The sequence below is a fragment of the Shinella granuli genome (genome assembly GCF_004341885.1).
In the GTDB taxonomy this organism is placed as follows: Bacteria; Pseudomonadota; Alphaproteobacteria; order Rhizobiales; family Rhizobiaceae; genus Shinella; species Shinella granuli.
On sequence record NZ_SLVX01000021.1, the window covers coordinates 41,592 to 65,326 of the forward strand.

Annotated in this window: 21 protein-coding genes; 14 read left to right on the forward strand and 7 right to left on the reverse strand. The window is 67.9% G+C overall.

Going from position 1 to position 23,735, the window contains the following annotated elements; genetic code table 11:
- Position 1: 1 nt before the first annotated feature.
- The 12 genes from EV665_RS24650 to EV665_RS24705 all read left to right on the forward strand — a co-directional run bounded on the left by EV665_RS24650 (position 2) and on the right by EV665_RS24705 (position 11,501).
- Entirely contained in the window at positions 2–763 is a 762-nt protein-coding gene (locus tag EV665_RS24650; protein ID WP_133036068.1) for an SDR family NAD(P)-dependent oxidoreductase, read from the forward strand.
- Positions 763–1,641: a beta-keto acid cleavage family enzyme gene (locus tag EV665_RS24655; protein ID WP_133036069.1), complete on the forward strand. Its 879-nt coding sequence runs from the start codon at positions 763–765 to the stop codon at positions 1,639–1,641. The genes EV665_RS24650 and EV665_RS24655 overlap by 1 nt, the downstream gene beginning before the upstream one ends.
- Positions 1,642–1,672: 31 nt before the next feature.
- Positions 1,673–2,677, forward strand: coding sequence for a quinone oxidoreductase family protein (locus EV665_RS24660; protein WP_064332763.1), 1,005 nt, complete (start codon positions 1,673–1,675; stop codon positions 2,675–2,677).
- 9 nt (positions 2,678–2,686) lie between these two features.
- The gene (locus EV665_RS24665) at positions 2,687–3,019 is read left to right on the forward strand and encodes a cupin domain-containing protein (RefSeq protein WP_133036070.1); all 333 of its coding nucleotides are present in this window, start codon (positions 2,687–2,689) and stop codon (positions 3,017–3,019) included.
- Positions 3,020–3,043: 24 nt separating this feature from the next.
- Complete coding sequence (locus tag EV665_RS24670) at positions 3,044–3,586, forward strand: gamma carbonic anhydrase family protein (RefSeq protein ID WP_064333246.1); 543 nt, start codon at positions 3,044–3,046, stop codon at positions 3,584–3,586.
- A 37-nt stretch (positions 3,587–3,623) separates the two neighbouring features.
- Positions 3,624–4,691, forward strand: coding sequence for an alpha/beta hydrolase family protein (locus EV665_RS24675; RefSeq protein ID WP_133036071.1), 1,068 nt, complete (start codon positions 3,624–3,626; stop codon positions 4,689–4,691).
- 188 nt (positions 4,692–4,879) lie between these two features.
- Positions 4,880–6,124, forward strand: coding sequence for an acyl-CoA dehydrogenase family protein (locus EV665_RS24680; RefSeq protein ID WP_133036072.1), 1,245 nt, complete (start codon positions 4,880–4,882; stop codon positions 6,122–6,124).
- 70 nt (positions 6,125–6,194) lie between these two features.
- Complete coding sequence (locus EV665_RS24685) at positions 6,195–6,944, forward strand: electron transfer flavoprotein subunit beta/FixA family protein (protein ID WP_133036073.1); 750 nt, start codon at positions 6,195–6,197, stop codon at positions 6,942–6,944.
- Entirely contained in the window at positions 6,944–7,894 is a 951-nt protein-coding gene (locus EV665_RS24690) for an electron transfer flavoprotein subunit alpha/FixB family protein (protein ID WP_133036074.1), read from the forward strand. The genes EV665_RS24685 and EV665_RS24690 overlap by 1 nt, the downstream gene beginning before the upstream one ends.
- Before the next feature lie 45 nt (positions 7,895–7,939).
- On the forward strand, positions 7,940–8,932 hold the full coding sequence (locus EV665_RS24695; RefSeq protein ID WP_162853152.1) for a helix-turn-helix transcriptional regulator: 993 nt from the start codon (positions 7,940–7,942) through the stop codon (positions 8,930–8,932).
- Positions 8,929–9,405 (forward strand): (2Fe-2S)-binding protein, encoded by a 477-nt coding sequence (locus tag EV665_RS24700; protein WP_133036076.1) that lies wholly within the window; start codon positions 8,929–8,931, stop codon positions 9,403–9,405. The genes EV665_RS24695 and EV665_RS24700 overlap by 4 nt, the downstream gene beginning before the upstream one ends.
- Positions 9,406–9,407: 2 nt before the next feature.
- Positions 9,408–11,501, forward strand: coding sequence for a xanthine dehydrogenase family protein molybdopterin-binding subunit (locus tag EV665_RS24705; RefSeq protein WP_133036077.1), 2,094 nt, complete (start codon positions 9,408–9,410; stop codon positions 11,499–11,501).
- 160 nt (positions 11,502–11,661) lie between these two features.
- On the opposite strand, the gene EV665_RS24710 is transcribed toward EV665_RS24705, so the two are convergent.
- The 4 genes from EV665_RS24710 to EV665_RS24725 form a co-directional block, all read right to left on the reverse strand.
- Positions 11,662–12,744, reverse strand: a complete 1,083-nt coding sequence (locus tag EV665_RS24710; RefSeq protein ID WP_133036078.1) for an acyl-CoA dehydrogenase family protein — start codon at positions 12,742–12,744, stop codon at positions 11,662–11,664.
- Positions 12,745–12,933: 189 nt separating this feature from the next.
- Positions 12,934–14,337, reverse strand: coding sequence for a dihydrolipoyl dehydrogenase (gene lpdA / locus EV665_RS24715; RefSeq protein ID WP_133036079.1), 1,404 nt, complete (start codon positions 14,335–14,337; stop codon positions 12,934–12,936).
- Positions 14,334–15,521, reverse strand: coding sequence for a dihydrolipoamide acetyltransferase family protein (locus EV665_RS24720; RefSeq protein ID WP_245507813.1), 1,188 nt, complete (start codon positions 15,519–15,521; stop codon positions 14,334–14,336). The genes lpdA and EV665_RS24720 overlap by 4 nt, the downstream gene beginning before the upstream one ends.
- Positions 15,522–15,536: 15 nt before the next feature.
- On the reverse strand, positions 15,537–17,627 hold the full coding sequence (locus tag EV665_RS24725; protein WP_133036081.1) for a transketolase C-terminal domain-containing protein: 2,091 nt from the start codon (positions 17,625–17,627) through the stop codon (positions 15,537–15,539).
- A 122-nt stretch (positions 17,628–17,749) separates the two neighbouring features.
- Here EV665_RS24725 and EV665_RS24730 point away from each other — a divergent pair, with 122 nt between their 5' ends.
- Entirely contained in the window at positions 17,750–18,217 is a 468-nt protein-coding gene (locus tag EV665_RS24730; protein ID WP_133036082.1) for an Lrp/AsnC family transcriptional regulator, read from the forward strand.
- A gap of 12 nt (positions 18,218–18,229) precedes the next feature.
- Here the strand turns inward: EV665_RS24730 and EV665_RS24735 are convergent, their stop codons facing one another.
- The gene (locus tag EV665_RS24735; protein WP_133036083.1) at positions 18,230–19,135 is read right to left on the reverse strand and encodes a DMT family transporter; all 906 of its coding nucleotides are present in this window, start codon (positions 19,133–19,135) and stop codon (positions 18,230–18,232) included.
- Positions 19,136–19,303: 168 nt separating this feature from the next.
- Between EV665_RS24735 and EV665_RS24740 the strand changes: the two genes are divergently transcribed.
- On the forward strand, positions 19,304–21,088 hold the full coding sequence (locus tag EV665_RS24740) for an IlvD/Edd family dehydratase (RefSeq protein WP_133036084.1): 1,785 nt from the start codon (positions 19,304–19,306) through the stop codon (positions 21,086–21,088).
- A 36-nt stretch (positions 21,089–21,124) separates the two neighbouring features.
- Here EV665_RS24740 and EV665_RS24745 read toward each other — a convergent pair whose 3' ends face one another.
- Both EV665_RS24745 and EV665_RS24750 read right to left on the reverse strand, forming a co-directional pair.
- On the reverse strand, positions 21,125–22,003 hold the full coding sequence (locus tag EV665_RS24745; RefSeq protein WP_245507814.1) for a DMT family transporter: 879 nt from the start codon (positions 22,001–22,003) through the stop codon (positions 21,125–21,127).
- 296 nt (positions 22,004–22,299) lie between these two features.
- Positions 22,300–23,733, reverse strand: coding sequence for an aldehyde dehydrogenase family protein (locus tag EV665_RS24750; RefSeq protein WP_133036085.1), 1,434 nt, complete (start codon positions 23,731–23,733; stop codon positions 22,300–22,302).
- Positions 23,734–23,735: the final 2 nt, after the last annotated feature.

Genomic DNA, 23,735 nt, shown 5'->3' on the forward strand with positions numbered 1-23,735 from the left:
CATGGCTGCACAAGACTCCCGTCATCCGCTTGCGGGCAAGGTGGCCGTCGTCGTCGGGGGCTCCGGCGGCATCGGTCGCGAGACCTGCCGGATGCTTGCCGCCGCCGGTGCCACCGTCGTCGTCGGCTACCGTTCGGGCAGGCAGAAGGCGGAGGAGATCGTCGGCGAACTGGCCGGCGAAGGCCATGTCGCGCTGCCGGTCTCCATTGAGGAGACCGCGACGATCGAGGCGTTCCGGGATGGAGTGCTGGAAAGGCTCGGCCGGGTGGACATCCTGGTCAACACGGCAGGCGTCACCGAACCGGTGGCGCATGGCGACCTCGATGCCCTGACCGACGCGATGATCGACCGCATCTTCATCAACAACTGGCGCGGCGTCTTCGCCACGATCCGCGCCTTCGCACCGGCGCTGAAAGCAAGTGGCGACGGCCTGATCGTCAACGTCTCGTCGATCGCCGCCTTCACCGGCATCGGCTCGAATGTCGCCTATTGCGGCGCCAAGGCGGGCCTCGACATCATGGCAAATTCGCTCGGCCGGGCGCTCGCCCCCGAGATCCGCGTCATGGTGGTCTCGCCCGGGGCCGTCGATACGCAATTCGTGCCCGGCCGCGGCAGGGAATTTGCCGACAAGGTCGCCGCGACCACCCCGCTCAAGCGGATCACCAGCCCGCTGGACGTCGCCGAGGCGATCGTCTCCTGCGCCACGCATCTGAAGTTTTCGACCGGCAGCCGGATCGTCGTCGATGGAGGAAGGCACCTGTAATGCAGCCGAAAGTCATCATCACCTGCGCCGTGACCGGCAACCTGACGACACGGGAAAACCATCCCGGCCTGCCGGTGACGCCGGAAGAGATCGCCAATGCCTGCCTCGAAGCGGCGGATGCCGGGGCCGCCATCGCCCACATCCATGTGCGCGATCCCGAAACGGCGAAGCCCTCAATGGAGCTGAAGCACTACCGCGAGGTGGTCGAGAGGATTCGGGCGAAGAACAGTGCCCTGATCCTCAACGTGACCACGGGACCGGGAGGGCGCTATCACCCGAGCGATGAAAACCCGGCGGTGGCCGGCCCGCGCACGACGCTGATGCGGCCGGAAAAGCGCGTCGAGCACATCACCGCGCTGAAGCCCGACATCGCCACGCTCGACCTCAACACCATGACCTTCGGCAACGAGGTGGTGATCAACACTCCCGGCAATGTGAAGATCATGGCCGACCTCATCAACGCGGCCGGCTCCAAGCCGGAGCTCGAAGTCTTCGATACCGGCCACATCGTGCTCGCGCAGGACCTGATGAAGGCCGGCGTGCTGACGTCGCCGGCGATGTTCACCATCGTCACCGGCGTCAAATACGGCTTTCCCTCCACCACCGACGTCATGGCCACCGCCGCGCGCATGCTGCCGCGTGATGCCGTCTGGACGGGCTTCGGCGTCGGCCGGATGTCATTCCCGATGGCGATGCAGGCCTATCTGCTCGGCGGGCATGTCCGCGTCGGCCTTGAGGACAATTCCTACATCGCCAAGGGCGTGCTGGCGAAGGGCAATGGCGAACTCGTGGAGCGCGCCCGCGACCTCATCGAGAAACTCGGCGGGCAGATTGCCGGTCCGTCGGAGGCCAGGGAAATCTTGGGGCTTGCGGCCTGAGCGGCGCAGCTGGAGCAAAGGAGACGAAGACATGAACATTCAAGCAAGCGCCAAAGCCGGCAATGCCCTCAGGGTTTCCCAGAAGTCGCCGGATCTCGACAACCTTCTGATCGATGTCGTCGAGGTGGCCGTACCGCGCCCCGGCCCCGGACAGGTGCTGGTCGAGATCGTGGCGGCGGGGGTCAATCCCAGCGACGTCAAGGCCTCGCTCGGCCACATGCCGCATGCCATCTGGCCGCGCATACCGGGCCGCGATTTCGGCGGCATCGTGCGCGAGGGACCGTCGCAGATGATCGGCATGGAAGTCTGGGGCGGCGGCGGCGAGCTCGGCATCAGCCAGGATGGCAGCCATGGCAAATGGATGGTGCTCGACCAGAAGGCGGTGCGCGCCAAGCCGAAGAATTTCTCCATGGAAGAGGCCGGCTCGGTCGGCGTGCCGTTCATCACCGCCTATGAGGGCCTGCGCGAGGCGGGCGGCGCCCAGCCGACCGACGTCGTCCTCGTCTGCGGCGGCAATGGCAAGGTCGGGCAGGCGGCGATCCAGCTCGCCACGATGGCCGGGGCGAAGGTCTTCGCCGTCGAATACAACGCGCAGCCCTTGATGGGCCACGCCAACGGCCCGGTCACGATGCTGAACAGCGCCGTCGACGATGTCGCGGCCATCGTTCGCGACATGACCGACGGCCACGGCGCCGATATCGTCTTCAACACCGTGGGCAGCCCCTATTTCGAGATCGCCAACAAGGCGATGGCCAAGCAGGCGCGGCAGATCTTCATCTCGACCTTCGACCGCGCCGTGCCCTTCGACATCTTCAACTTCTTCCGCGGCCGCCACAAATATATCGGCATCGACACGCTGGCGCTGTCCTCCGTCGATGGCGCGCGGATCTTCGACAGGCTGAAGCTGAAGTTCGAGGAGGGCCTGCTCAAGCCGTTCCCGATCAACCCCGACTGCTGCTACGACCTCAAGGACGCCGCGAAGGCCTACGCCTCGGTGCTGCGCGGAACGCCCGAGCGCGTGCTGCTCAAGCCGTAAGGACGCGTCATGCAGGTCACCCGCTACAGCGAGGCGAAGCCTTACGAGGCTCCCGAACATTACGACATGCGCTGCCTGCGCCTGCAGGGCAAGGAGGCGACGGCGACGGATACGATCTGGATCGGCCTGTCGCATCTCCTGCCGGGCGGGCGCACCTCGCTCAAGGCGGCGGCGGTGGAGAAGATCTACATCGTCGTCGCCGGTGAGGTGACGGTCGAAACCGTCGATGCCGCCGTCACGCTCGGCGTGCTCGACAGTTGCCGGCTGGCGCCGGGCGAGGCGCGCGCGCTGGTCAACCGCACCAATGCGCCGGCCTCGATCCTTCTCGCGATGCCGACCTGAAACCGAATGAACGGGCCGAAAGCCATGACAAATCCGACCCTGTACCGGCTCGGCGACCGGGCGCCGAGCCTGCCGGCAGACGGTGAATTCTATATCGCCCCGGGCGCCGTCGTCATCGGCGACGTGCGCCTCGCCCGGGGCGTCAGCATCTGGTTCAACGCGGTCCTGCGCGGCGACAACGAGCCGATCACCGTCGGTGCCGGCTCGAATGTCCAGGACGGCTGCGTCATCCACACGGATCCGGGATTCCCGGTCGAGATCGGCGCGGACGTCACCATCGGCCATAATGCGATCGTTCACGGCTGCAGCATCGGCAAGGGCAGCCTGATCGGCATGGGCGCGACCATCCTCAACGGCGCGAGGATCGGCGAGCGGTGCCTGGTCGGGGCGAATTCGCTCGTGCGCGAGGGCATGGTCGTGCCTGATGGTTCGCTCGTCATCGGCGTTCCGGCCAAAATCGTCAGGACGCTCGACGGGGATGCGGCGGAAAACCTGTCACGCGGGGCGGAAAGATACCGCGCGAAAGCGGAGTCCTATCCGCGTGACCTCGAAGCATTTGATCCCTGAAAATGGACATATCCGGCAACCCTGGAAGGACAAGAGAATGAGCGAGACGGAAAACAGGTTGCTGAGCGTGGTGGAACACTGGCTGCCGCGCATGGAGGTCGCTGGCATCCCTTCGGCGACGGCGAAGGCGGTGATCGACAGTGCCGGCGTCTGGGAGAACTGGCTTGCGGCCTGGAGCGCCGAAGGCGACCGCCATGCCGGGATGGGCGAGGCGGCCCTTGCGCGGGGCCGCAGGATCACCGCCGGCGAGGCATTCGCCCGCGCCAGCCTGTTCTACCACTTCGGCCAGTTCATGGCCTTCGACGACCTTGACGCGAAGGAGCGCGTCGCGGCGCTGAAGGTGGCGACATTCCGCAAGGCCGCGCCGCTGCTGGAGCTGCCCGGCGAACCGGTCGAGGTGCCGTTCGAAGGCGGCGTGCTGCGCGGCTATCTCCGCCGGCCGGCAGGGCAGGGGCCGCATCCGCTGGCGCTCATCATCCCCGGCTCGGATTCCACCAAGGAGGAGTTCCCCGCGTTCGAACGGCATTTCCTCCTGCGCGGCCTGGCGACGCTGTCGCTCGACGGTCCGGGACAGGGTGAGGGGCGGTCGCATGGGCATCTGCGGGCCGATATCGCGCCGGCCGTCGCCGCGACTATCGAGGCGATCCGCGACCGGCCGGATCTTACGGGCGCCGTCGGCCTGGTCGGCATGGCCTTTGGCGGCTTCCTGGCGCTCCGGGCGGCGGCGACACTGGAAGGGCTCGCCGCCGTCGTTTCCATCAACGGCTTTCATGACCTCGGGGCGCTCTGGCCGACCCTGCCGAAGGTCTATCAGGACAACATGACCTTCGCGCTGGGTGGTGACGACGTCATCGAAAGCGCCCGTCGTTTCACCCTGGCGGGTATCGAAGGGCCGGCGGTGCCCGCGCTCATCCTGCATGGCGGCCGCGACAGGATCTTTCCGCCGTCCGAAGCGCAGAAATGCGCCGATATCTGCCGGGCCGGTGCGGAACTGCACGTCTTTCCCACCGGAAACCACGTCTGCAACAACATTCCCTGGATGTACCGGCCGCTCGTCGCCGACTGGCTCGCGGAGCGGCTGAAGGCCGAGCGCAGCCAGTCGTAGCGGTAGGGCGCGGGGCCGGATAGCAGGTCGATTGGGCGGGTGCAAAACAGGAAAAGTCCACTTTGAATTGGACGATTGTCCACCACAAGCGGACACCACCGCCTGACCCGGCATCCCGGGCGCTGATACCAATGACGGCATAGCGGAAGACCAGACAGCCGACCGCTTTGTACTCAAGGGGAGCGAAGATGATACACGCCGATGACGGGATATTGTCCCAGGAACAGCGCCTGATGCGCGACAGTTGCCGATCGTTTGTCGACGATGTGGTGACGCCGTTCATCCGGTCGAACTGGCAGCGCGAATGGGACATGAGCCCGGGCGAACGGCTGCCGGGCTCGATCCTCGAAGGCGCCGAGGCGATCGGCATCCGCACCCTCGGCGTGCCGGAGGAATTCGGCGGCATCGACCTCGACCGGGAGACCGAGGTACGGACCTTCGCCCTGATCGCCGAGGAGATCGCCCGCGGCGATTCGGGCCTTGCCGACAAGCTGGTGCAGAACTGGAAGGTCTCCATCGTCATCCGCCAGTTCGCCGCGAAACACCTGCAGGAAAAGTGGTTCCCGCGCCTGCTGGAGGACCCGAAGTTCCTCCTGGCGCATTGTCTCACCGAACCCAGGGGCGCCTCCGACCGCTGGCTGCCCTACAATGTCCCGGAAGCCTCCATGCACACCAGGGCGGTGCTGGACGGCGACCACTGGGTCATCAACGGCCGCAAGCAGTTCATCTCGAACGGTTTCGACGCCAGCCTCTATGTCGTCTATGCCAACACCGATCCTTCCGTCGGCATGCTGCAGGGCACGTCGAGCTTCCTGGTTCCCCGCGAAACGCCGGGCCTGACCGTCACCAAGTGCAACGAGACGATGGGCTGCCGCTTCATGAACAACGGCGAGCTGGTCTTCGAGGATTGCCGTGTCCCGGCCGACCACCTGCTCGTCAAGAGCACGGCGCTGGCCTCCGCCGGCCAGTATTTCCGCGCCGGCAAGATCATCCAGGCGGCCAAGAATCTCGGCGTCGGCGTCGCCTGTTTCGAGCGCACGGCGGACTATGTCCAGAACTATGTCCAGGGCGGGCGCATCCTCATCAAGCACCAGGCCGTGGCGCTGCGGCTCGCGGACATGGCGACGCGCATCGAGGCCGTGCGCTCGCTGGTGGAGCGGGCGTCGAAGGCGGTGGACGAAGCGCATCCGGATGCCGACATCCTGTGCAACATGGCCAAGGTCTACGCGTCGGAGGAGATCATGAAGGTCGCGACCCATGCGCTGGAGCTTCACGGCGGCAACGGCGCGATGCTCGAATTCGGCATCGAGAAGCTGTTCCGCGATGCCGCGATCTTCCTGCACATGGATGCGACGGTCGACGTCAGCCGCATGAAGATCATCAAGAACATGTTCCCCGCCACCGCCGGCAAATATGCCGGTCCGGAAACCTGAAGCGAAGCGGGCGGGCGGGCGGCAGGGCCGGAGGACCCTGCCGCCTGTCCTGGCCAAGGGAGGAGCACAGATGAAGATACTGGTTGCGGTGAAGCGGGTTGCCGATCCCAATGTCAAGGTGCGTGCCCTGGCGGACGGTTCGGGCGTCGACCTTGCGAATGTCAAGATGACGATGAACCCGTTCGACGAGATCGCCGTCGAGGAGGCGGTCCGCCTGAAGGAGGCCGGGCGGGCGAACGAGATCGTCGTCGTGTCGATCGGCCCGGAAAAATCGGCCGAAACCCTGCGCACGGCCCTCGCGATGGGAGCGGATCGCGGCCTGCTGGTCCGCACGGAGGCGACGGTCGAGCCGCTCGCCGTCGCCAAGATCCTGAAGGCCGTCGCCGAGGCCGAAAAGCCCGACGTCATCATTACCGGCAAGCAGGCGATCGACGACGACGCCAACCAGACCGGCCAGATGCTGTCGGCGTTGCTGGGATGGGGCCAGGGCACGTTCGCCTCGAAGCTCGTCGTCGGCGACAAGGCGATCGAGGTCACCCGCGAGATCGACGGCGGCCTGCAGACGGTCAGCCTGGCGCTCCCCGCGCTGGTCACGGCCGACCTGAGGCTCAACGAGCCGCGATACGCCTCGCTGCCCAACATCATGAAGGCAAAGAAGAAGCCGATCGACGAACGCACGCCCGCCGACTACGGCGTGGCCGTCGAGCCGCGGCTGACGGTCGTGCGGGTGCACGAGCCGGCAACTCGCAAGGCCGGCATCAAGGTCGGCTCGGTCGGTGAGCTTGTCGAACGGTTGCGCATGGAAGCAGGAGTTCTCTGATGACCATTCTTGTTCTGGCAGAGCATCACGATACGCAGCTCGACGAGGCCACCGCCAAGGCGGTCTCGGCCGCAGGGCGGATGGGCGGCGAGATCCACGTCCTCGTCGCGGGGTCCGGCTGCCGGGCGGCGGCCGAAGCGGCGGCGGGCCTTGCGGGCGTCGCCCTGGTCCTCCTTGCGGACGCCCCCTCCCTGTCGAACCGGCTCGCGGAGCCGGTGGCGGCCCTGGTCGTCGGCCTTGCGAGCGGCTACGACGCCATCCTCGCGCCCTCGACCACCAGCGGCAGGAACATCCTGCCGCGCGTCGCCGCGCTGCTCGACGTGATGCAGATATCCGACGTCATCGCGGTCGACGGGCCGGACCTGTTCCAGCGCCCGATCTATGCGGGCAACGTGATCCAGACCGTGCGGTCCACGGACGCGAAAAAGGTGCTGACCGTCCGCGCATCTTCCTTCCCCGCCGCCTCTATCGCCGCGGCGGCAGCCCCGATCGAAACCGTCGCAATCCCGGAAGACCCCGGGCGCTCGACCTTTGTGCGGAGCGAATTGTCACGGTCCGAGCGTCCGGAACTGGCGGGGGCGCGGATCGTCGTATCGGGCGGGCGGGCGCTGGCCTCCGCCGAAAACTTCGAGACCGTGCTGGCGCCGCTGGCCGATACGCTGGGCGCGGCGATCGGCGCGAGCCGCGCGGCCGTCGATGCCGGCTATGTCTCGAACGATCTCCAGGTCGGCCAGACGGGCAAGATCATTGCGCCAGACCTCTACATCGCCTGTGGCATTTCCGGGGCGATCCAGCATCTTGCAGGCATGAAGGATTCCAGGGTGATCGTCGCGATCAACAAGGATCCCGATGCGCCGATCTTCCAGGTCGCCGATTATGGCCTGGTGGCGGATCTGTTCGAGGCCGTGCCGGAGCTTCACACGGCGGTTGCCGCGGAGGCGAGGGCTTAGATCGGGACCGCCGGACTCTCGATGGAGCGCAGAACAGGAGCGAACATGGCCAAGGCAGTGAACAAGAAGACGGCGCCTCCTCGACCGGATCCGGCCGAGGAGGATCGCGCCGGCACTGCCCCGTTCCGCTCCTACGCGCTCGACAGGTCCGACAGCCCGCGCTTCCACATCCGGCTGGTGGAGAACACCCAGCGGCTCTATCCCGCCCACAAGCACGACTATTTCCAGATCCTCTATTTCCTGTCGGATTCGCCGGCGATCCGGATCGGGTTGACGTCGCACAAGCCCAAGGCCGGCTCCACCTATTTCATCGCGCCGATGGTGCCGCACCAGATCCGGTTCGACTACGCGACACGCTGCATCGTCGCCTATTTCGACCTCGATTTCCTCCGCCCCGGCATCACCCGGTCCTATCCGATGGCGGAGCTGGTGCGGCTGGCGCCGGAACTGACCCCCTTCGCCTGGCAGAACCATGTGAACTTCGATCTCGATGCGGCACAGAGCGAGCGGACGGAGCGGGCGATCGGCGCGATGATCGACCAGCACCGATCCGAACGCATCGGCGCGATGGAGATCGTGCGTGCCGAGCTGACGCTGATGCTCGCCACCCTCTGCCAGGATTACGAGGCCGACTTCGCCGAGCTGTCGAGGACGCTGCCGGTGGTCGGCCGCGACAGCGGCCACATGCGCCGCATCGCCGAGTTCATCGGCGAGAACTACACGCGCGGCCCGAGCCTCGACGAGGCCTCCGCCGCCGTGTGTCTTTCCAAGAGCCGGCTCTGCGCACTGATCCGCCAGTATACCGGGACGAGCTTCCAGGTGCTGATCCGCGAAATGCGCATCGAGGATGCGCGCGAGCGCCTGGTGCTGACCGACGACACTATCGGCCAGATCGCTTACCGTGTCGGCTACAACGACGAGAAGTATTTCCTCCGGGCGTTCAAGAGTTCGGCGGGGATGACGCCGAGTGCCTACAGGCTGAAACGGGCCACGGAAAACCGGGCCTCTCCCGAGACCGCAACGGGACGCAAGTCATGAGCTCTTCCATCGCATTCCAGCTCAACGGATCGGCGGCGCAGGTGGACGATGCCGGCGACGAACCGCTTCTGTTCGTGCTGCGCAACCGGCTCGACCTCAAGGCGACCCATTTCGGCTGCGGGCTGGAGCAGTGCGGCGCATGCGTGGTCAGCGTCGACGGGCAGGCGCGCTATTCCTGCACGCTGCCGATGTCCGCGCTGGCCGGGGCGGAGGTCACGACCCCCGAGGCGCTGCGTGACGATCCCGTCGGGGTGGCGCTGCTCGAAGCCTTCGAGGCGGAACAGGCCGGCCAGTGCGGCTATTGCATCTCCGGCATCCTGATGCGCATCCACGCATTGTTCAAGACGGAGCGTCGGCCCGGCCGCGCGGCAATCCTCGCCGCGCTCGACAAGCATCTGTGTCGCTGCGGGGCGCATGGCAGCATCCTGCGCGCCGTCGAGCGCGCCGCGGCCCGTCTCGGCGGGGAGGCGTGAGCGTGGACAACGTGCTTCCGAAGAGCCTCCAGGACAATCCCGAGCTGGGCCGCTGGATTTCCCTCGACGCGCCAGGGGTCGTCGGCATCCGTTCGGGCAAGGTCGAGCTCGGCCAGGGCATCCTCACGGCCCTTGCCCAGATCGCGGCCGATGAACTCGCGGTCGATCCCGCGCTGGTCGCGCTTGCCCCCTGCGATACCGACCGGTCGCCGGACGAGGGCATCACCGCCGGCAGCCAGTCCGTCGAGGTTTCGGGCGCATCGATCCGCATGGCGGCGGCGCAGGCGCGCGCGGCCCTCCTCGACGCTGCGGCGGTCCGCCTCGGCGTCGACACCGCCGGCCTGTCCTGCCGGGGCGGGAGCATCCTTCTCGACGGCGCACCGACGGGGCTCGACCTCTGGTCGCTCGCCCCCGATGTCGACTGGCGGCAGCCTGTCAGCGGCAACGTGCCCGTGCGATCCGTCGGCGCCTATTCCGCCGTCGGCGCCAGCCATCCGCGCATCGACATGGCGCCGAAGCGCGGCGGCGCCGGTTTCATCCACGACCTTGCCCTGCCGGGGCTCCTGCATGCCCGGGTCGTCCGCCAGCCGTTCCGGCTTGCCCGCCTCGCCCATGTCGATGACGCATGGCTGCAGCGCCGCCATCCCGGCATCACGGTCCTGCGGAAGAACGATTTCCTCGCCCTTGCGGGACCGGACGAATATGGCGTTCACGCCGCACATGCCGAAGCGGACAGGTTCACCACCTGGGAAGAGGTGCCCGGCCTCTGGCGGCCGGCGGAAACGGCGGGGGAGAAGGTCATCCGGCTCGGCGCGGCAACGCCGTCCGTCGGGACGGGCGGCATCGACGTGCGCTATTCGCGGGCGCATGTCGCCCATGCGTCGATCGGTCCGTCCTGCGCACTTGCCCGGTTCGATGCCGGCCGCTTGACGGTGTGGAGCCATTCGCAGGGCATTTTCCCGCTCCGCGCGCAGATAGCCGGATGCCTCGGGCTTCAACCGTCCGCGGTGCGCGTCATTCATGCGCATGGCGCCGGCTGCTACGGCCACAACGGCGCCGACGACGCGGCGCTCGATGCGGCCATCGTTGCGTTGGAGCTGCCGGGCCGGCCGGTGCGCATAATGTGGTCGCGCGAGGACGAGCTCAGCCGTGGCCCACTGGGGGCCGCCATGTCGACCGGGATCGAGGCCGGGATCGACGCGGCCGGCAGGGTGGCGTCTTGGCGGCTGTCGGTGCTGAGCGAACCGCATGCCCAGCGCCCGGGTTTCGGCGGCCATGTCAATCTCAGTTCGGCCGAAGCGCTCGACAGCACCCGCCTGCCCGGCAAGGTCGAGGACCTGCCCGATGCCGCCGGCGGCGGCGCTGCGCGAAACGCGGTGGCGATCTACGATTTCCCGGACCAGCAGGTGACCGTGCGGCTTGATACGCGCAGCCGTATCCGCACCTCCTCGCTGCGATCGCTGGGTGCGCATCTCAATGTCTTTGCCATCGAATCCGCCATGGACGAGCTGGCGGACCTTGCCGGTGCCGATCCGCTGGATTTTCGCCTGCGCCATCTGAAGGATGAACGCTGCCGCGCCGTTCTCCAGGGCGCGGCGGAGATGAGCGGCTGGCCCGGCAGCCAGCCGGCAGGCGAGGGCCGGGCGCTCGGGATCGCTGCCGCCCGCTACAAGAACAAGGGCGCCTGGCTTGCCGCCGTTGCCGAGGTCTCGGTGGACGAGGAGGTCAGGCTGGAGCGGCTGTGGCTTTGCGTCGATGTCGGCCTCGTCATCAACCCGCAAGGCGCTCTCAGCCAGATCGAGGGCGGCGCCATCCAGGCGGCGAGCTGGACCCTCAAGGAAGAGGTGAAGGTCGAGGACGACCGGGTGCCGGCCTTCGACTGGAGCGCCTATCCGATCCTGAAATTCTCCGAACTGCCGGAGATCGAGACGCGGTTCATCGTCGATCCGACACGGCCGCCCCTCGGCGCGGGCGAGGCCTCCCAGGGGCCTGTGGCCGCCGCCATCGGAAACGCCGCATCCCGCGCGCTCGGCCTGAGGATGCGGGACCTGCCGCTGACGCGGGAGCGGCTGGTCGAGGCGCTGATGAGCGCCTGACCGGGATTCCAGCCCGTTTTCCCTGGTCTGTTATGAGGGGAATGATGAGCGAAATCGAACGCGACGGCATGGAATTCGACGTGGCCATCGCCGGGTCCCGCCTCCCGAACGGTTCGCGGAAAAGCGCTCCCCGCGGGCCGACGGGGGCAGTGCTCAACGGCTAGCCTTCCTGCTCCGGCGGATGCGGATGCCCCTCGCGCCGCAGCCGGCCGCTTTCCCGCAGGGCGGCGACCAGGGATGGCGGCAGGGTTGCCGGCGGCGCATTCCGGTCCGCCGCCATGCGCACATGGCCCGCAGCCTCGTGCGCCACCGCAAGAGCGGCCGTGGCGGCGAGGAAGGCGTTCGTCCGGTGCTGGTCCGCAAGGCCGATCTGGGCCGCGTCGATGGCGCGGCCGGCGTCGGCCATCATGGCCTGCGCGGCGGCGAGGCGGGCGGACAGCAGGCCGGTTTCGAGGGGATCGCCATGGTCGGCGGCCAGCCGGCGCTCGAATGCACGCCAGCCCGCGCCGAGCTGCCGGGCGGCTTCCAGAAGAAGCTCCAGCGACTGGGGCACCGCCGCCTCGACGGGCGGGTGCAGCACCGCGTCGGCATCGACGGCGACGTCCTTGAAGAGAACATGCTCGGCGGACGGGGCGGTCCTGTCCACCGGCTCGCAACTGTTGGCGACATAGTGCAGGCCCTCGATGCGCGTCGCCAGCAGGACGCCCGCGATCCGGCCGCCGTCGCTGCGCGCCGGCACGAGCAGCCAGTCCGCATGACGGGTGCAGGGCGTACAGAGCGCTTCGCCGCTCAAGCGCCAGGCAAGGCCGCTTGCGGCAAGCGGCAGGGCATCGGCATCCTGCCCGTTGCGGCGGGCGGTCGCCCGGCAGAGCCGGGCGCCGGCAAGGGCGGCGGAAAACACCACGGAGCGGTGGCCGTCCGTGCCGTAGCTGCGCAGATGCTCCAGCGCCACGAAATGGGCGGCCAGGATATCGGCCAGCGTCGCCGACTGCGCGGCAGCGGCCGCACAGACATCCGCCAGCACCGTGTTGGAAACGTCGATGCCGCCGTGCTCGGTCGGCACGGAGATGCCGAACAGGCCGGAACGGGAAAGGAGATCGAGACGGGCCTGCGCCGTCTGCGCCGCATCCCCGTTCGCGAAAATGCCGGCAATCGTGCCGGCAACGGTCAACGCCTCGTCTTCGCTGCCGATGACGGCGGCGGTTCGCGACGGACGGTCGAGCGCTGATGAAATCATACCCATGTCGTCTGCTCCTCGCGGATTGGCGTTTCAGGGCGCACAGGCTTAACCGGTCAAAAAGATCACATTCTATAGAGATTGTATAGATTGATTTTCACGCGACGATCCCGTCGGCAGACCGTACGGTATCACGAACCAAGGCGATCGCCTCCCGAAAATTTATCGCCCCGTCGGCAAGGGCCGCGTCACCCCTCAGCGATGAATGGCGGCCCCGAAAAAGCCGAGGGCGGCCTCCTTGACCGCCTCGCTGTGCGTCGGGTGGGCGTGGCAGGTATAGGCGATATCCTCCGCCGTCGCGCCGAACTCCATTGCCTGGGCGACCTCGGCGATCATCGTGCCAGCCACCGTCCCGACCATATGGGCGCCGAGCACGACGCCGCTCGCCTCCTCCGCCAGCAGCTTGACGAACCCCTCCGTGCCGCCATTCGCCTTCGCCCGGCTGTTGGCGCTCATCGGGAAGGTCGAGGCGCGGTAGGCGATCCCCTCCGCCGTCAGCATCTGCTCGGTCCGACCGACGGACGCCACCTCCGGATCGGTGTAGACGACCACCGGGACGATGGCGGGATTGACCATGCCGGGCCGGCCGGCAAGCCGCTCGGCGACGGCGATGCCCTCGTCCTCCGCCCGGTGCGCCAGCATGGGCCCGCGCGTCACGTCGCCGATCGCATGGATCCCGTCCGTTTCCGTCCGCCCCTGCGCATCGACCGGTATGAAACCGCCCGCATCCAGGGTGATGCCGGCCGTCTCCAGCCCGAGATCGCCCGTGTTCGGCCGCCGCCCCGTGGCGACCAGCACGACGTCGGCCGCCAGCTCGGACGCCGTGCCGTCCGCCCCCTTCAGCCGCAAGGTGGCGCCGTCCTCGCGGATATCGGCACTGGTAACGGCGGTCGAGGCGAGGATCGTCATGCCCTGGCGCGCCAGGAGCTGTGTCATCGTCGCGCGGATATCGGCATCCATGCCGGGCAGGATGCCGTCGGCCACTTCGACGACCGTCACTTGAGCGCCAAGACGCCGCCAGACCGAGCCCAGCTCAAGGCCGATCACCCCGCCGCCGATGACGGCGAGCCGTTCGGGTATGCGGGGGAGGGACAGCGCGCCGGACGAATCGACCACGACCCCGGCATCGTTGTCCACCGGCACGCCGGCCAGCGCCGCCGGCAGCGAGCCCGTGGCCACGACGATCGATTTCGCGGCGAACATCCTGCCGCCGATATCGACACGCCCCGGCCCGGCAAGGCGCGCGCGCCCCGACAGGCGGGCGACGCCGTTCTTGCGGAACAGGAAGTCGATTCCACCCGCCAGCGAGGCGACGGTCGCCTCCTTGCGCGCCATCAGCCGTGCGAGGTCGATGGAGACCGGCCCGGTGTCGATGCCGAAGCCGGCCATATGGCCGTCGCGGGCGAGCTCCAGCAGATGCGTCGCATGCAGCAGTGTCTTGGAGGGAATGCAGCCGACATTGAGGCAGGTGCCGCCGAGCGTCGGCCGCGCCTCGACACAGGCCGTCTTCAGGCCGAGTTGCGCGGCACGGATCGCACAGGCATAGCCGCCGGGACCGCCGCCGATCATCAGCACGTCATAGTCGCCGGAAACATTCATTGCGGCCAGCCTTCCAGCGCCGCGACGAAGCGGGTGAGCCATGCATTGGTCTGGTGGCCGTCGAGCGCGCGGTGGTCGATGGTCAACGAGACATAGGCCATGGGGCGGATCTGGATCGCATCGACGCCGTCGACCTCGCGCACCACCACGCGCTTTTCCAGCCTGCCGACGCCGAGGATCGCCGATTGCGGCTGGTTGATGATGATGGGCGTGGCGAGAAGCGAGCCGGAGACGCCGTGGTTGGAGATGGTGAAGGTGCCGCCGCGCATGTCGGCCGGCGTCAGCGTCTTCGCCCGGGCGCGGGCCGTGAGGTCCTGCAGCCGCGCGGCGATGCCGGAAAACGAAAGGTCCTGCGCCGCGCGGATGACGGGCACCACCAGCCCGTCATTGCCAAGCGCCGTGCCGATGCCGATATTGACGTTGTCGAACACCTCCAGGCGGTCATCGAACCAGCGGCTGTTGACCTCCGGCACCACCTTCATCGCCGCCACGCAGGCCGAGACGATATAGGCCGTGTAGGAGAGCGACACGCCGGACGCGGCGAAGGCCTGCCGGTGCGTCTCGCGGTGCCGCATGACGGCGGTGAAATCCGCCTCGAACACCGCCGTGACATGCGGCGCGGTCGAGACGGACATCTGCATGTGCTCGGCGATGGCAAGCCGCATCGGCGAATGCCGGATCGCCCGCGAGCGCCCTTCGACAGGCGGCGTCTCCGGCCTGGATGGCATGACGGGCGCCGGCGAAGGCCGCGCCCCGCGCGCCGCCTCATGCGCGGCATCCATGTCGGCCCGCGTCACCCGCCCGCCCTTGCCGGAGCCGTCCACCGTCGCAGGGTCGATGCCGTATTCCTCCGCCGCGCGCCGCACGGCCGGTGAATAATGGTCCGCGGCCGCCGGCATCCTCCCGGGTTCCGGCCGGGCGGCAGCGACAACGGGCTCGGAGGCACCAGCCTCTTCCTGCCGGATGCGGCCGAGCACGGCGCCGGGTTCGGCCTTTTCGCCGCCCTGCATCAGGATCTCGCTGAGGATGCCGGCGACGGGCGCGGGGATCTCCTGCGTCACCTTGTCGGTTTCGAGCTCCACGAGCGGATCGTCGGGCGCCACCCTCTCGCCCACCGCCTTCAGCCAGTTGCGCACGACCGCCTTGGTGCCTTCCTGCTCGGCAGGCGCGAGAACGTCGATCATCACCCCCGCCATCGTTCAGAACTCCAGCAGGGCATCGATCTTGGCCCGGATCCGCCCCGCAGAGGGCACCGCCCAGTCGAGCAGGACGGGATTGTGCGGGCTCGGTATGTCCGGCATCGTCAGCCGCGAGACGGGCGCATCGAGATCCATGAAGGCCTCGTCGGCGACGACGGCGGCGATCTCCGCGCCGAAGCCGGCGGTGCCGAGATCCTCGTGCACGATGAGGCAGCGGCGCGTGCGCCGGACGGAGGACAGCACGGCCTCCCTGTCCCACGGCACCAGGGTGCGCAGGTCGATGACATCGGCGGAAATGCCCTCCGCCGCGTCCTCGCAGCGATGCACCATGGCACCCCAGGTGACGAGCGTGATCGCCTCGCCGCGGCGCGTGAAACTCGCCTTGCCGAAGGGCAGCGCGAAATCGTCGCCCGGATAGGGCCGCCGCGCCCAGGCATGGTCCAGCATGGCGCGGTGCTCGAAGAAGATCACCGGATCGTTGCCGCGAAGGCCGGTGCGCAGCAGCCCGACCGCATCGGCGGCATTGGAGGGGACCGCCACCTTCCAGCCGGGCTGGTGCACGAAGGCCACCTCGTTCGTCTGGCTGTGCCACGGGTCGCCGCATTTGAAATAGCCGCCGGGCATGCGCAGCACCATCGGCGCGGCAAAGCGGTTGTTGGTGCGCCAGCGGATCGTGCCGCAATCGTTGATCTGCTCGGTGGCGGGCTCGGCATATTTGCGGAACTGGATCTCCGGCACCGGCATCAGCCCCGCCAGCGCCATGCCCACCGCCCGCCCGACAATGCCTTCCTCCGACAGCGACGTATCGAACACCCGCGCGCGGCCGAACTTTTCCTGGAGGCCGAGCGTGACCGCATGCACGCCCCCCTTGGGGCCGATATCCTCGCCGAACAGCACGACGCGCTCGTTGATCGAAAGCTCATGGTCGAGCGTGCGGCGAATGGCCGTGACCATGTTGATACGCTGGCCTTCCGATGCCGCCACCGCGGTGGTTTGCGGCGGCGTGTAGCCATGGCGCACCTGCCCGCCCATCGCCTGCACCTCACCCTCGAAGAAGACATGCCGCGTCACCGTCTCGGGAACGGCCGCCGGGCGTGCCTCGGCGGCGATGCGCGCGGTTTCCGCCGCCGCTCTTGCATCCGCATCCGCCGTCTCCCATTCCGCCTCGCTGAGCACGGCCGGCACGATATGGTCCTTCAGGCGCGGCAACGGGTCCCGCGCCCATTCGCTGCGCACGACCGCCTCGCTCTTGTAGGCTTGCGTATCCTGGAAACTGTGGCCCTGAAGGCGCGGCACGGTAAGGCGCAGCAGCGCCGGCGCGCGCGCCTCGCGCACATGCTCGACCGCAGCGGCGGTCAGCCGGGCGGCGGCGGCCGGATCGGTGCCGTCGCCCTCGAAGATCGTCAGGTTCTGCCAGCCGGAAAGGTTGGCCGCGATATTGCCGCCGGGCGTCTGGATCGTCGAGGGAACGGAGATGCCGTAGCCGTTGTCCTCGATGTAGAACAGCATCGGCAGGGTCTGCGTGGTGGCGATGGTCAGCGCCGACCAGAAGCCGTTCGAGGCGACCGAGCCGTCACCGCCGAGCACCACGGCGATGCTCCGTTCGTAGTCCGCCTTGCCCAGCGTCTCGGCATAATATTTCACCGCCTGCGCCCAGCCCGCCGTCGGCGTATACTGCGCCCCGACGCCGCCGCACATCGGCAGGGCGGAGGCGCCGTCGCGGTTCGGATGGTTGAAGACGACGCCGATGTCGCGCCCGTCGGAATAGCCACCGGCCCGGCCCATGGCGGAACCGAGCGCATCCGCGGGATCGACGCCGAGCGACAGCAGCAGCGGGCGGGAGCGATAATAGCCGCAGGTCGCGTCATGCCGGTCGGTCAGGAGACAGCCGAGCATGATCTGCGCCATGTCGTGGCCGCGCGCGGAAAACTGGTAGAGCACCTTCCTTTCCGGCACGAGGCGGGTTTCCTCCATCTCGTCGAGCGCGCGCGACAGATGCACGAGATAGGCGATGCGCTTCCAGTCGACGGTATCATCCGGCGCATTCCTGGCAGCGGACCTGACGACGGTTTTGAGTGCGACCTGCGCCATGGTTTCCTCCCGCAGATATACAGTGGTGGAAAGTATAGGCCGCCTCAGCCGAAAAATCGTTTCAAACAGGCGGTGTTTTGCGATAGGAATGAAACATACTCATCACATTCATGGGATTTTCGATGAATTCCATTCAGCTCGACGCCATCGACAAGAAGATCCTGAAGGTACTGCAGCGGCGAGGCGACATCAGCCATGCGGCGCTCGCCGAAGAGGTGGGCGCCTCCAGCGCCTCCTGCTGGCGGCGCATCAAGGCGCTGGAGGAAGCCGGCGTGCTCGGCCCGACCGTGCGGCTGCTCGATCCCGACCGCATCGGCCGCGGCCTCAACGTCTTCTGCCAGGTGCGCATGAAATCGCACGATCCGGGGGCCCGGCGCGATTTCGAGCGCTTCGTGCAGACCCATGAGGAGGTGCTGGAATGTTATTCCATGTCCGGCGAGTGGGACTACCTGATCCGCGTCGTGGTCAAGGACGTGCGCGACTACGAACAATTGCTGATGCAGGCGATCCTGACGCATGAGGCGGTGGCCAACTCCTCCTCGCATTTCGCGCTGAAGAGCGTGAAATACACCACGGAACTGCCGCTGTGACGGGCCGGCCGCTCAGGCGCGGCCGCGGCGCTTCAACTGCTGCTCGCGGAAGAAGATGAAGAGGCCCGAGGCGACGATGAAGCCGGCGCCGACCAGCATGGCCGGGCGCGGCGCATCGCCGAAGAACATCCAGCCGAAGACGACGGCCCAGAGCAGCAGCGAGTATTGCAGCGGCACAACGGTCGCCGCATCCGCCAGCTTCAGCGAGCGGTTGACCAGCATGTGCGCGCCCATCGCCACGATGCCGAGCAGGCTGAGGAGGCCGAAATCGACGCCGCTGACCGGCGCCCAGCCGGCCGGGTCGGCAAGGCACCAGACGCCGGCGAAGATCGCCGCACCCGCCACCTGCCAGAAGACCAGCGTCGTGTCCGGCGCCGCGCGCAGCGTGCGGCCGAGCACCATGGCGAAGCTGAAGGCGAGGCTGCCGGCAAGCGCGATGAGGGCCGGCAGGGTGAACGTGTCCTTCGACGGCTCCAGCGCGACCACCACGCCGACGAAGCCGACGATGATCGCCGTCCAGCGCCGCCAGCCCACCTTTTCGCCGAGCAGCAGCGGCGACATGGCGGCGACGTAGATCGGCGCGGCGAGCCAGTAGGTCATGGCGTCGGCAAGCGGCATGTAGGCGACGGCGAAGTAGAAGCCGGAGGCCTCGAAGGCGAAGAGGCCGGACCGCAGGAGATGCAGCTTCGGCCGCTCGACATCCACCAGCCGCCGCCAGCCGACCTTCCAGAAGAACGGCGCGAGCACCACCATCGCGGCAAGGCTGCGGATCAGCATGAGCTGGCCGACGGAATAGGTCGCGACGAGCCATTTGCCGAGCACGTCGTTCAGCGAGAACATCACCATGCCGAGCAGCATCAGGAGCACGCCGAGGCGGGCGGTGCCCGTGGCGGGGGAGGAGGCGGTGATGTCGGTCATGGCGGAAACCCGGGAACTGAGATGGAAGGGCTGTGACACATTCCGCCCGGCCGATCCAGTCAGCAATATTGATAGCTGCATAAAGCAACGCACTGCATCGCCGGCCGGTTGATTGCACGAAGCGGCGGTGGAAGAGTGCGGCTCGATATTCTTGACGAGGTTCATTTCATGACGGACGAAAAGACGGGCAAACGGCGGCTGCGTTCTCAGGACTGGTTCGACAACCGCGAGCATGTCGACATGGCGGCGCTCTATCTCGAGCGCTTCATGAACTACGGCATCACGCCGGAGGAGCTGCGGTCCGGCAAGCCGGTGATCGGCATCGCCCAGAGCGGCAGCGACCTGACGCCCTGCAACCGCCACCATGTCGAGCTCGCCCGGCGCGTGCGCGACGGCATCCGCGATGCCGGCGGCATCCCGATCGAGTTCCCGACCCATCCGATCTTCGAGAACTGCAAGCGGCCGACGGCGGCGCTCGACCGCAACCTCGCCTATCTCGGCCTCGTCGAGATCCTCTACGGCTACCCGCTCGACGGCGTCGTCCTGACGACGGGTTGCGACAAGACCACGCCCTCGGCACTGATGGCCGCCTCCACGGTCGATATTCCCGCGATCGTGCTCTCCGGCGGGCCGATGCTGGACGGCTGGCACGAGGGCGACCTCGTCGGCTCCGGCACGGTGATCTGGCGCGCGCGCCGCAAGCTCGCCGCCGGCACGATCGACGAGGAGGAATTCCTGCAGTCGGCGATGGATTCGGCGCCCTCCATCGGCCATTGCAACACAATGGGCACCGCCTCGACGATGAACGCGCTCGCCGAGGCGCTCGGCATGTCGCTGACCGGCTGCGCGGCCATCCCCGCCGCGTACCGTGAACGCGGCCAGATGGCCTATCGCACCGGCCGGCGTGCGGTGGAGCTGGTGCTGGAGGATATCCGCCCCTCGTCGATCCTGACGCGAGAAGTCTTCCTCAACGCGATCCGCGTCAACTCGGCCATCGGCGGCTCGACCAACGCCCAGCCGCATCTGATGGCCATGGCGAAACATGCCGGCGTGGAGCTGGAACCCGAGGACTGGCAGGTGCACGGCTACGACATCCCGCTGCTTGCCGACGTGCAGCCGGCCGGCCGCTTCCTCGGCGAACGCTTCCATCGGGCCGGCGGCGTGCCGGCGATCATGCGCGAGCTGCTCGATGCCGGAAAGCTCGACGGCGACTGTCCGACCGTGACGGGGCGCAGCATGGCGGAAAACCTCGAAGGGCGCGGGGCCAGCGACCGCGAGGTCATCCGCCCCTATGGCGAACCGCTGAAGGAGCGGGCGGGCTTCCTCGTCCTGAAGGGCAACCTCTTCGACTTCGCCATCATGAAGACCTCGGTCATCTCGCAGGAATTCCGCGCACGCTACCTGAGCGAGCCGGGCCGCGAGGGCATCTTCGAGGGGAGGGCGGTCGTCTTCGACGGCTCGGAGGACTATCACAGGCGCATCAACGATCCGGCGCTCGGCATTGACGAGCGCACCATCCTCGTCATCCGCGGCGCGGGCCCGCTCGGCTGGCCGGGCTCGGCCGAGGTGGTCAACATGCAGCCGCCGGACCACCTGCTCAAGCGCGGCATCACCAGCCTGCCGACGATCGGCGACGGGCGCCAGTCCGGCACGGCGGACAGCCCGTCGATCCTCAACGCCTCGCCGGAAAGCGCCGCCGGCGGCGGTCTCGCCTTCCTGCGCACCGGCGACGTCATCCGCATCGACCTCACGCAGGGGCGGTGCGACATGCTGGTGGAGGCGGCGGAGATCGAACGGCGCAAGGCGGACGGCATTCCGCCGGTGCCGGCCGATGCGACGCCCTGGCAGCGGATCTACCGCAGGACCGTCACCCAGCTCTCGGACGGCGCGGTCATCGACGGCGCGGCCGACTTCCGCGGGATCGCCGAGACGCCGCCGCGGCACAACCACTAACCATATCCGGTTACCGGACAGGCCGGAGGCCGAACGCTATCCGCGGCGGGCGACGAGGATGCCGGCAAGCACGATCGCCCCGCCGACCGCCTGCATCGCGCCGACGGGCTCGGCGAGCAGGATCCAGGCGAGGATGGCGGCGACCACCGGCTGCAGCAGCAGTGTCAGCGAGGAAAAGGCCGTCGGCAGATAGGCGAGCGCATAGGTGACGAGGCCCTGCCCGCCGACATGGCTGATGAAGGCAAGGCCGAGCAGCATGGCCCAGCCGAAAAGCGTGGCAGGCACCATGTCGACCTCGAAGAACACAGCGACCGGCAGGATGCAGATGACCGCGGAAAGGGTCGTCCAGACCATGATGCGCAGCGTGGAGAACCGCGAGCGGACATGGCCGAGCGACAGCATGTAGCAGGCGTAGAAGAAGGCGGCGACGATGGACGTGGCATCGCCGGCGAGCTGCCCGCCGCCGAGCGCCGACGGCCCGCCCTTCAGGACGAGCACGCCGATCAGCGCCAGCCCGAGGCCCGCCAGGAAGACCGGCGTGATGCGCGTGCGGAAGAGCAGCCAGGAGCCGAGCGTCACGAAGACCGGCGCGAGATTGGCCAGGAGCGTCGCATTGGCGACGGAGGTCATGTGCAGCGACAGGTGCCAGGCGGCAAGGTCGGCGGCGAGGAACACGCCCGGCAGCAGCAGGAAGAAGTGGTCGCGCGGCCTCGCCGGCCGCTCTTCGCCCTGCTTCGTCGCCCGCCAGAGCAGCAGGAACGGCAGCAGGGCCAGCGCGACGCGCCAGAACGCCGTCGCCATCGGCCCGATTTCGGAGAGGCGCACGAAGATCGGCGAACCGCCGATGGCGACCCCGCCGGCGAGGAGGGCGATCACGGCAAGGCGGCTTTTCGGGGAGGCGGTAATCGGCGACAAGGCGGCGGTCCGGATATCAGTCGTGGCAGCGAGCTATCAGACCGCATCCGCTTCAACCAGCCGGGCAGCGCTAATTTAGAGGAAAAGTTTGGGGCATGTGAAAAGGCGACGCCCTTTCGGCACCCCGCCCCCCCAAAAAATGCCAAAGCCACCCGCTCTCTCCGCCGGCAACACTCACCCAGCCTCTCCTCCGTCATGGTCGGGCTTGACCCGACCATCCACGCTCCGGTCACGCCGGTGAATCCTCGGGTCAAGCCCGAGGATGACGTCTTTCTTTGTGGGCGCCGCCTCGCGCCTCAGGCCGCGTCCGGCCGATGCACGGTCTTCACCTCGAGGAAATCCTCCAGGCCGAACAGACCGCCCTCGCGGCCGTTGCCGGACTGCTTGTAGCCGCCGAAGGGGCTGCCGTAGCGGTGCGGCCCCCCGTTGATGTGCACCATGCCGGCGCGAAGACGGGCGGCGACGCGCTCGGCGCGCTCCGGATCGCCGGTCTGCAGATAGGCGGCAAGGCCGTAGGCGGTGTCGTTGGCGATCGCGATCGCCTCTTCTTCCGTGTCGAAGGGGATGATCGAGAGCACCGGGCCGAACACTTCCTCGCGCGCGATGCGCATGTCGTTGTTGACGTCGGCGAAGATCGTCGGCTTGACGAAGTAGCCGGTCTCGAAGCCCTCCGGCTTGCCCGGGCCGCCGACCAGCACGCGCGCGCCCTCGGCCACGCCCGCCTCGATCAGCGCCTGCACGCGGCCGAACTGGATGTGCGAGACGAGCGGTCCGATATGCTCGCCTTCCTCCTCCGGATTGCCGACGGTGGCTTCCTTCCCCGTACGCTCGGCGATCTCGACCACCTTGTCATAGACCGAGCGCTCGACCAGCATGCGGGTCGGCGCATCGCAGGACTGGCCGGAATTGTTGAAGCACTCGCGCACGCTGCCGGCGACGCGGTCTTCGAGGTCCGCATCGGCGAAGACGAGGTTCGGCGACTTGCCGCCGAGCTCCAGCGTCACGCGCTTGACCGTATCGGCCGCATCCTTGCTGACGGCGATGCCGGCGCGGGTGGAGCCGGTAAACGACATCATGTCGACGTCCTTGTGCCTGGAAAGCGCCGCGCCGCATTCGGGGCCGTCACCGTTGACGAGGTTGAACGTGCCGGCCGGGAAGCCCGCCTCGTGCACCATCTCCGCATAGAGAAGGGCGTTGAGCGGGGTGAATTCGGACGGCTTCAGCACGCAGGTCGAGCCCGTCGCCAGCGCCGGCACCACCTTCAACGCGATCTGGTTGATCGGCCAGTTCCACGGCGTGATGAGGCCGCAGACGCCGATCGGCTCGCGGCGCACCACGTCGCCATTCGCCAGCACCTCGCGGCTCTTCAGCCGCTTCAGCCCGTCGATGAAGCCCTGCAGGTGGCCGACGCCGACATCGGCCTGCTGCTCGGTGCTCATGGTGATCGGCGCACCCAGCTCCAGCGTGATGGTGCGCGCCATCTCCTCATAGCGGCGCTTGTAGATTTCCAGCAGCTTTTCGAGCAGCGCCAGGCGCTCCTCGACGCTGGTCTGGCTGTAGGTCGCGAAAGCCTTCTTGGCAGCGGCAACGGCGCGGTCGATATCGGCGGCGGTGCCCATGGAGATGATCGCGATCGGCTGTTCCGTCGCCGGGTTGATCACCGGAAGGTCGTTGGGCTTCAGCGGGTCCACCCACTGGCCGTCGATGTAGAACTTGCGCTTGTCGAGCATGC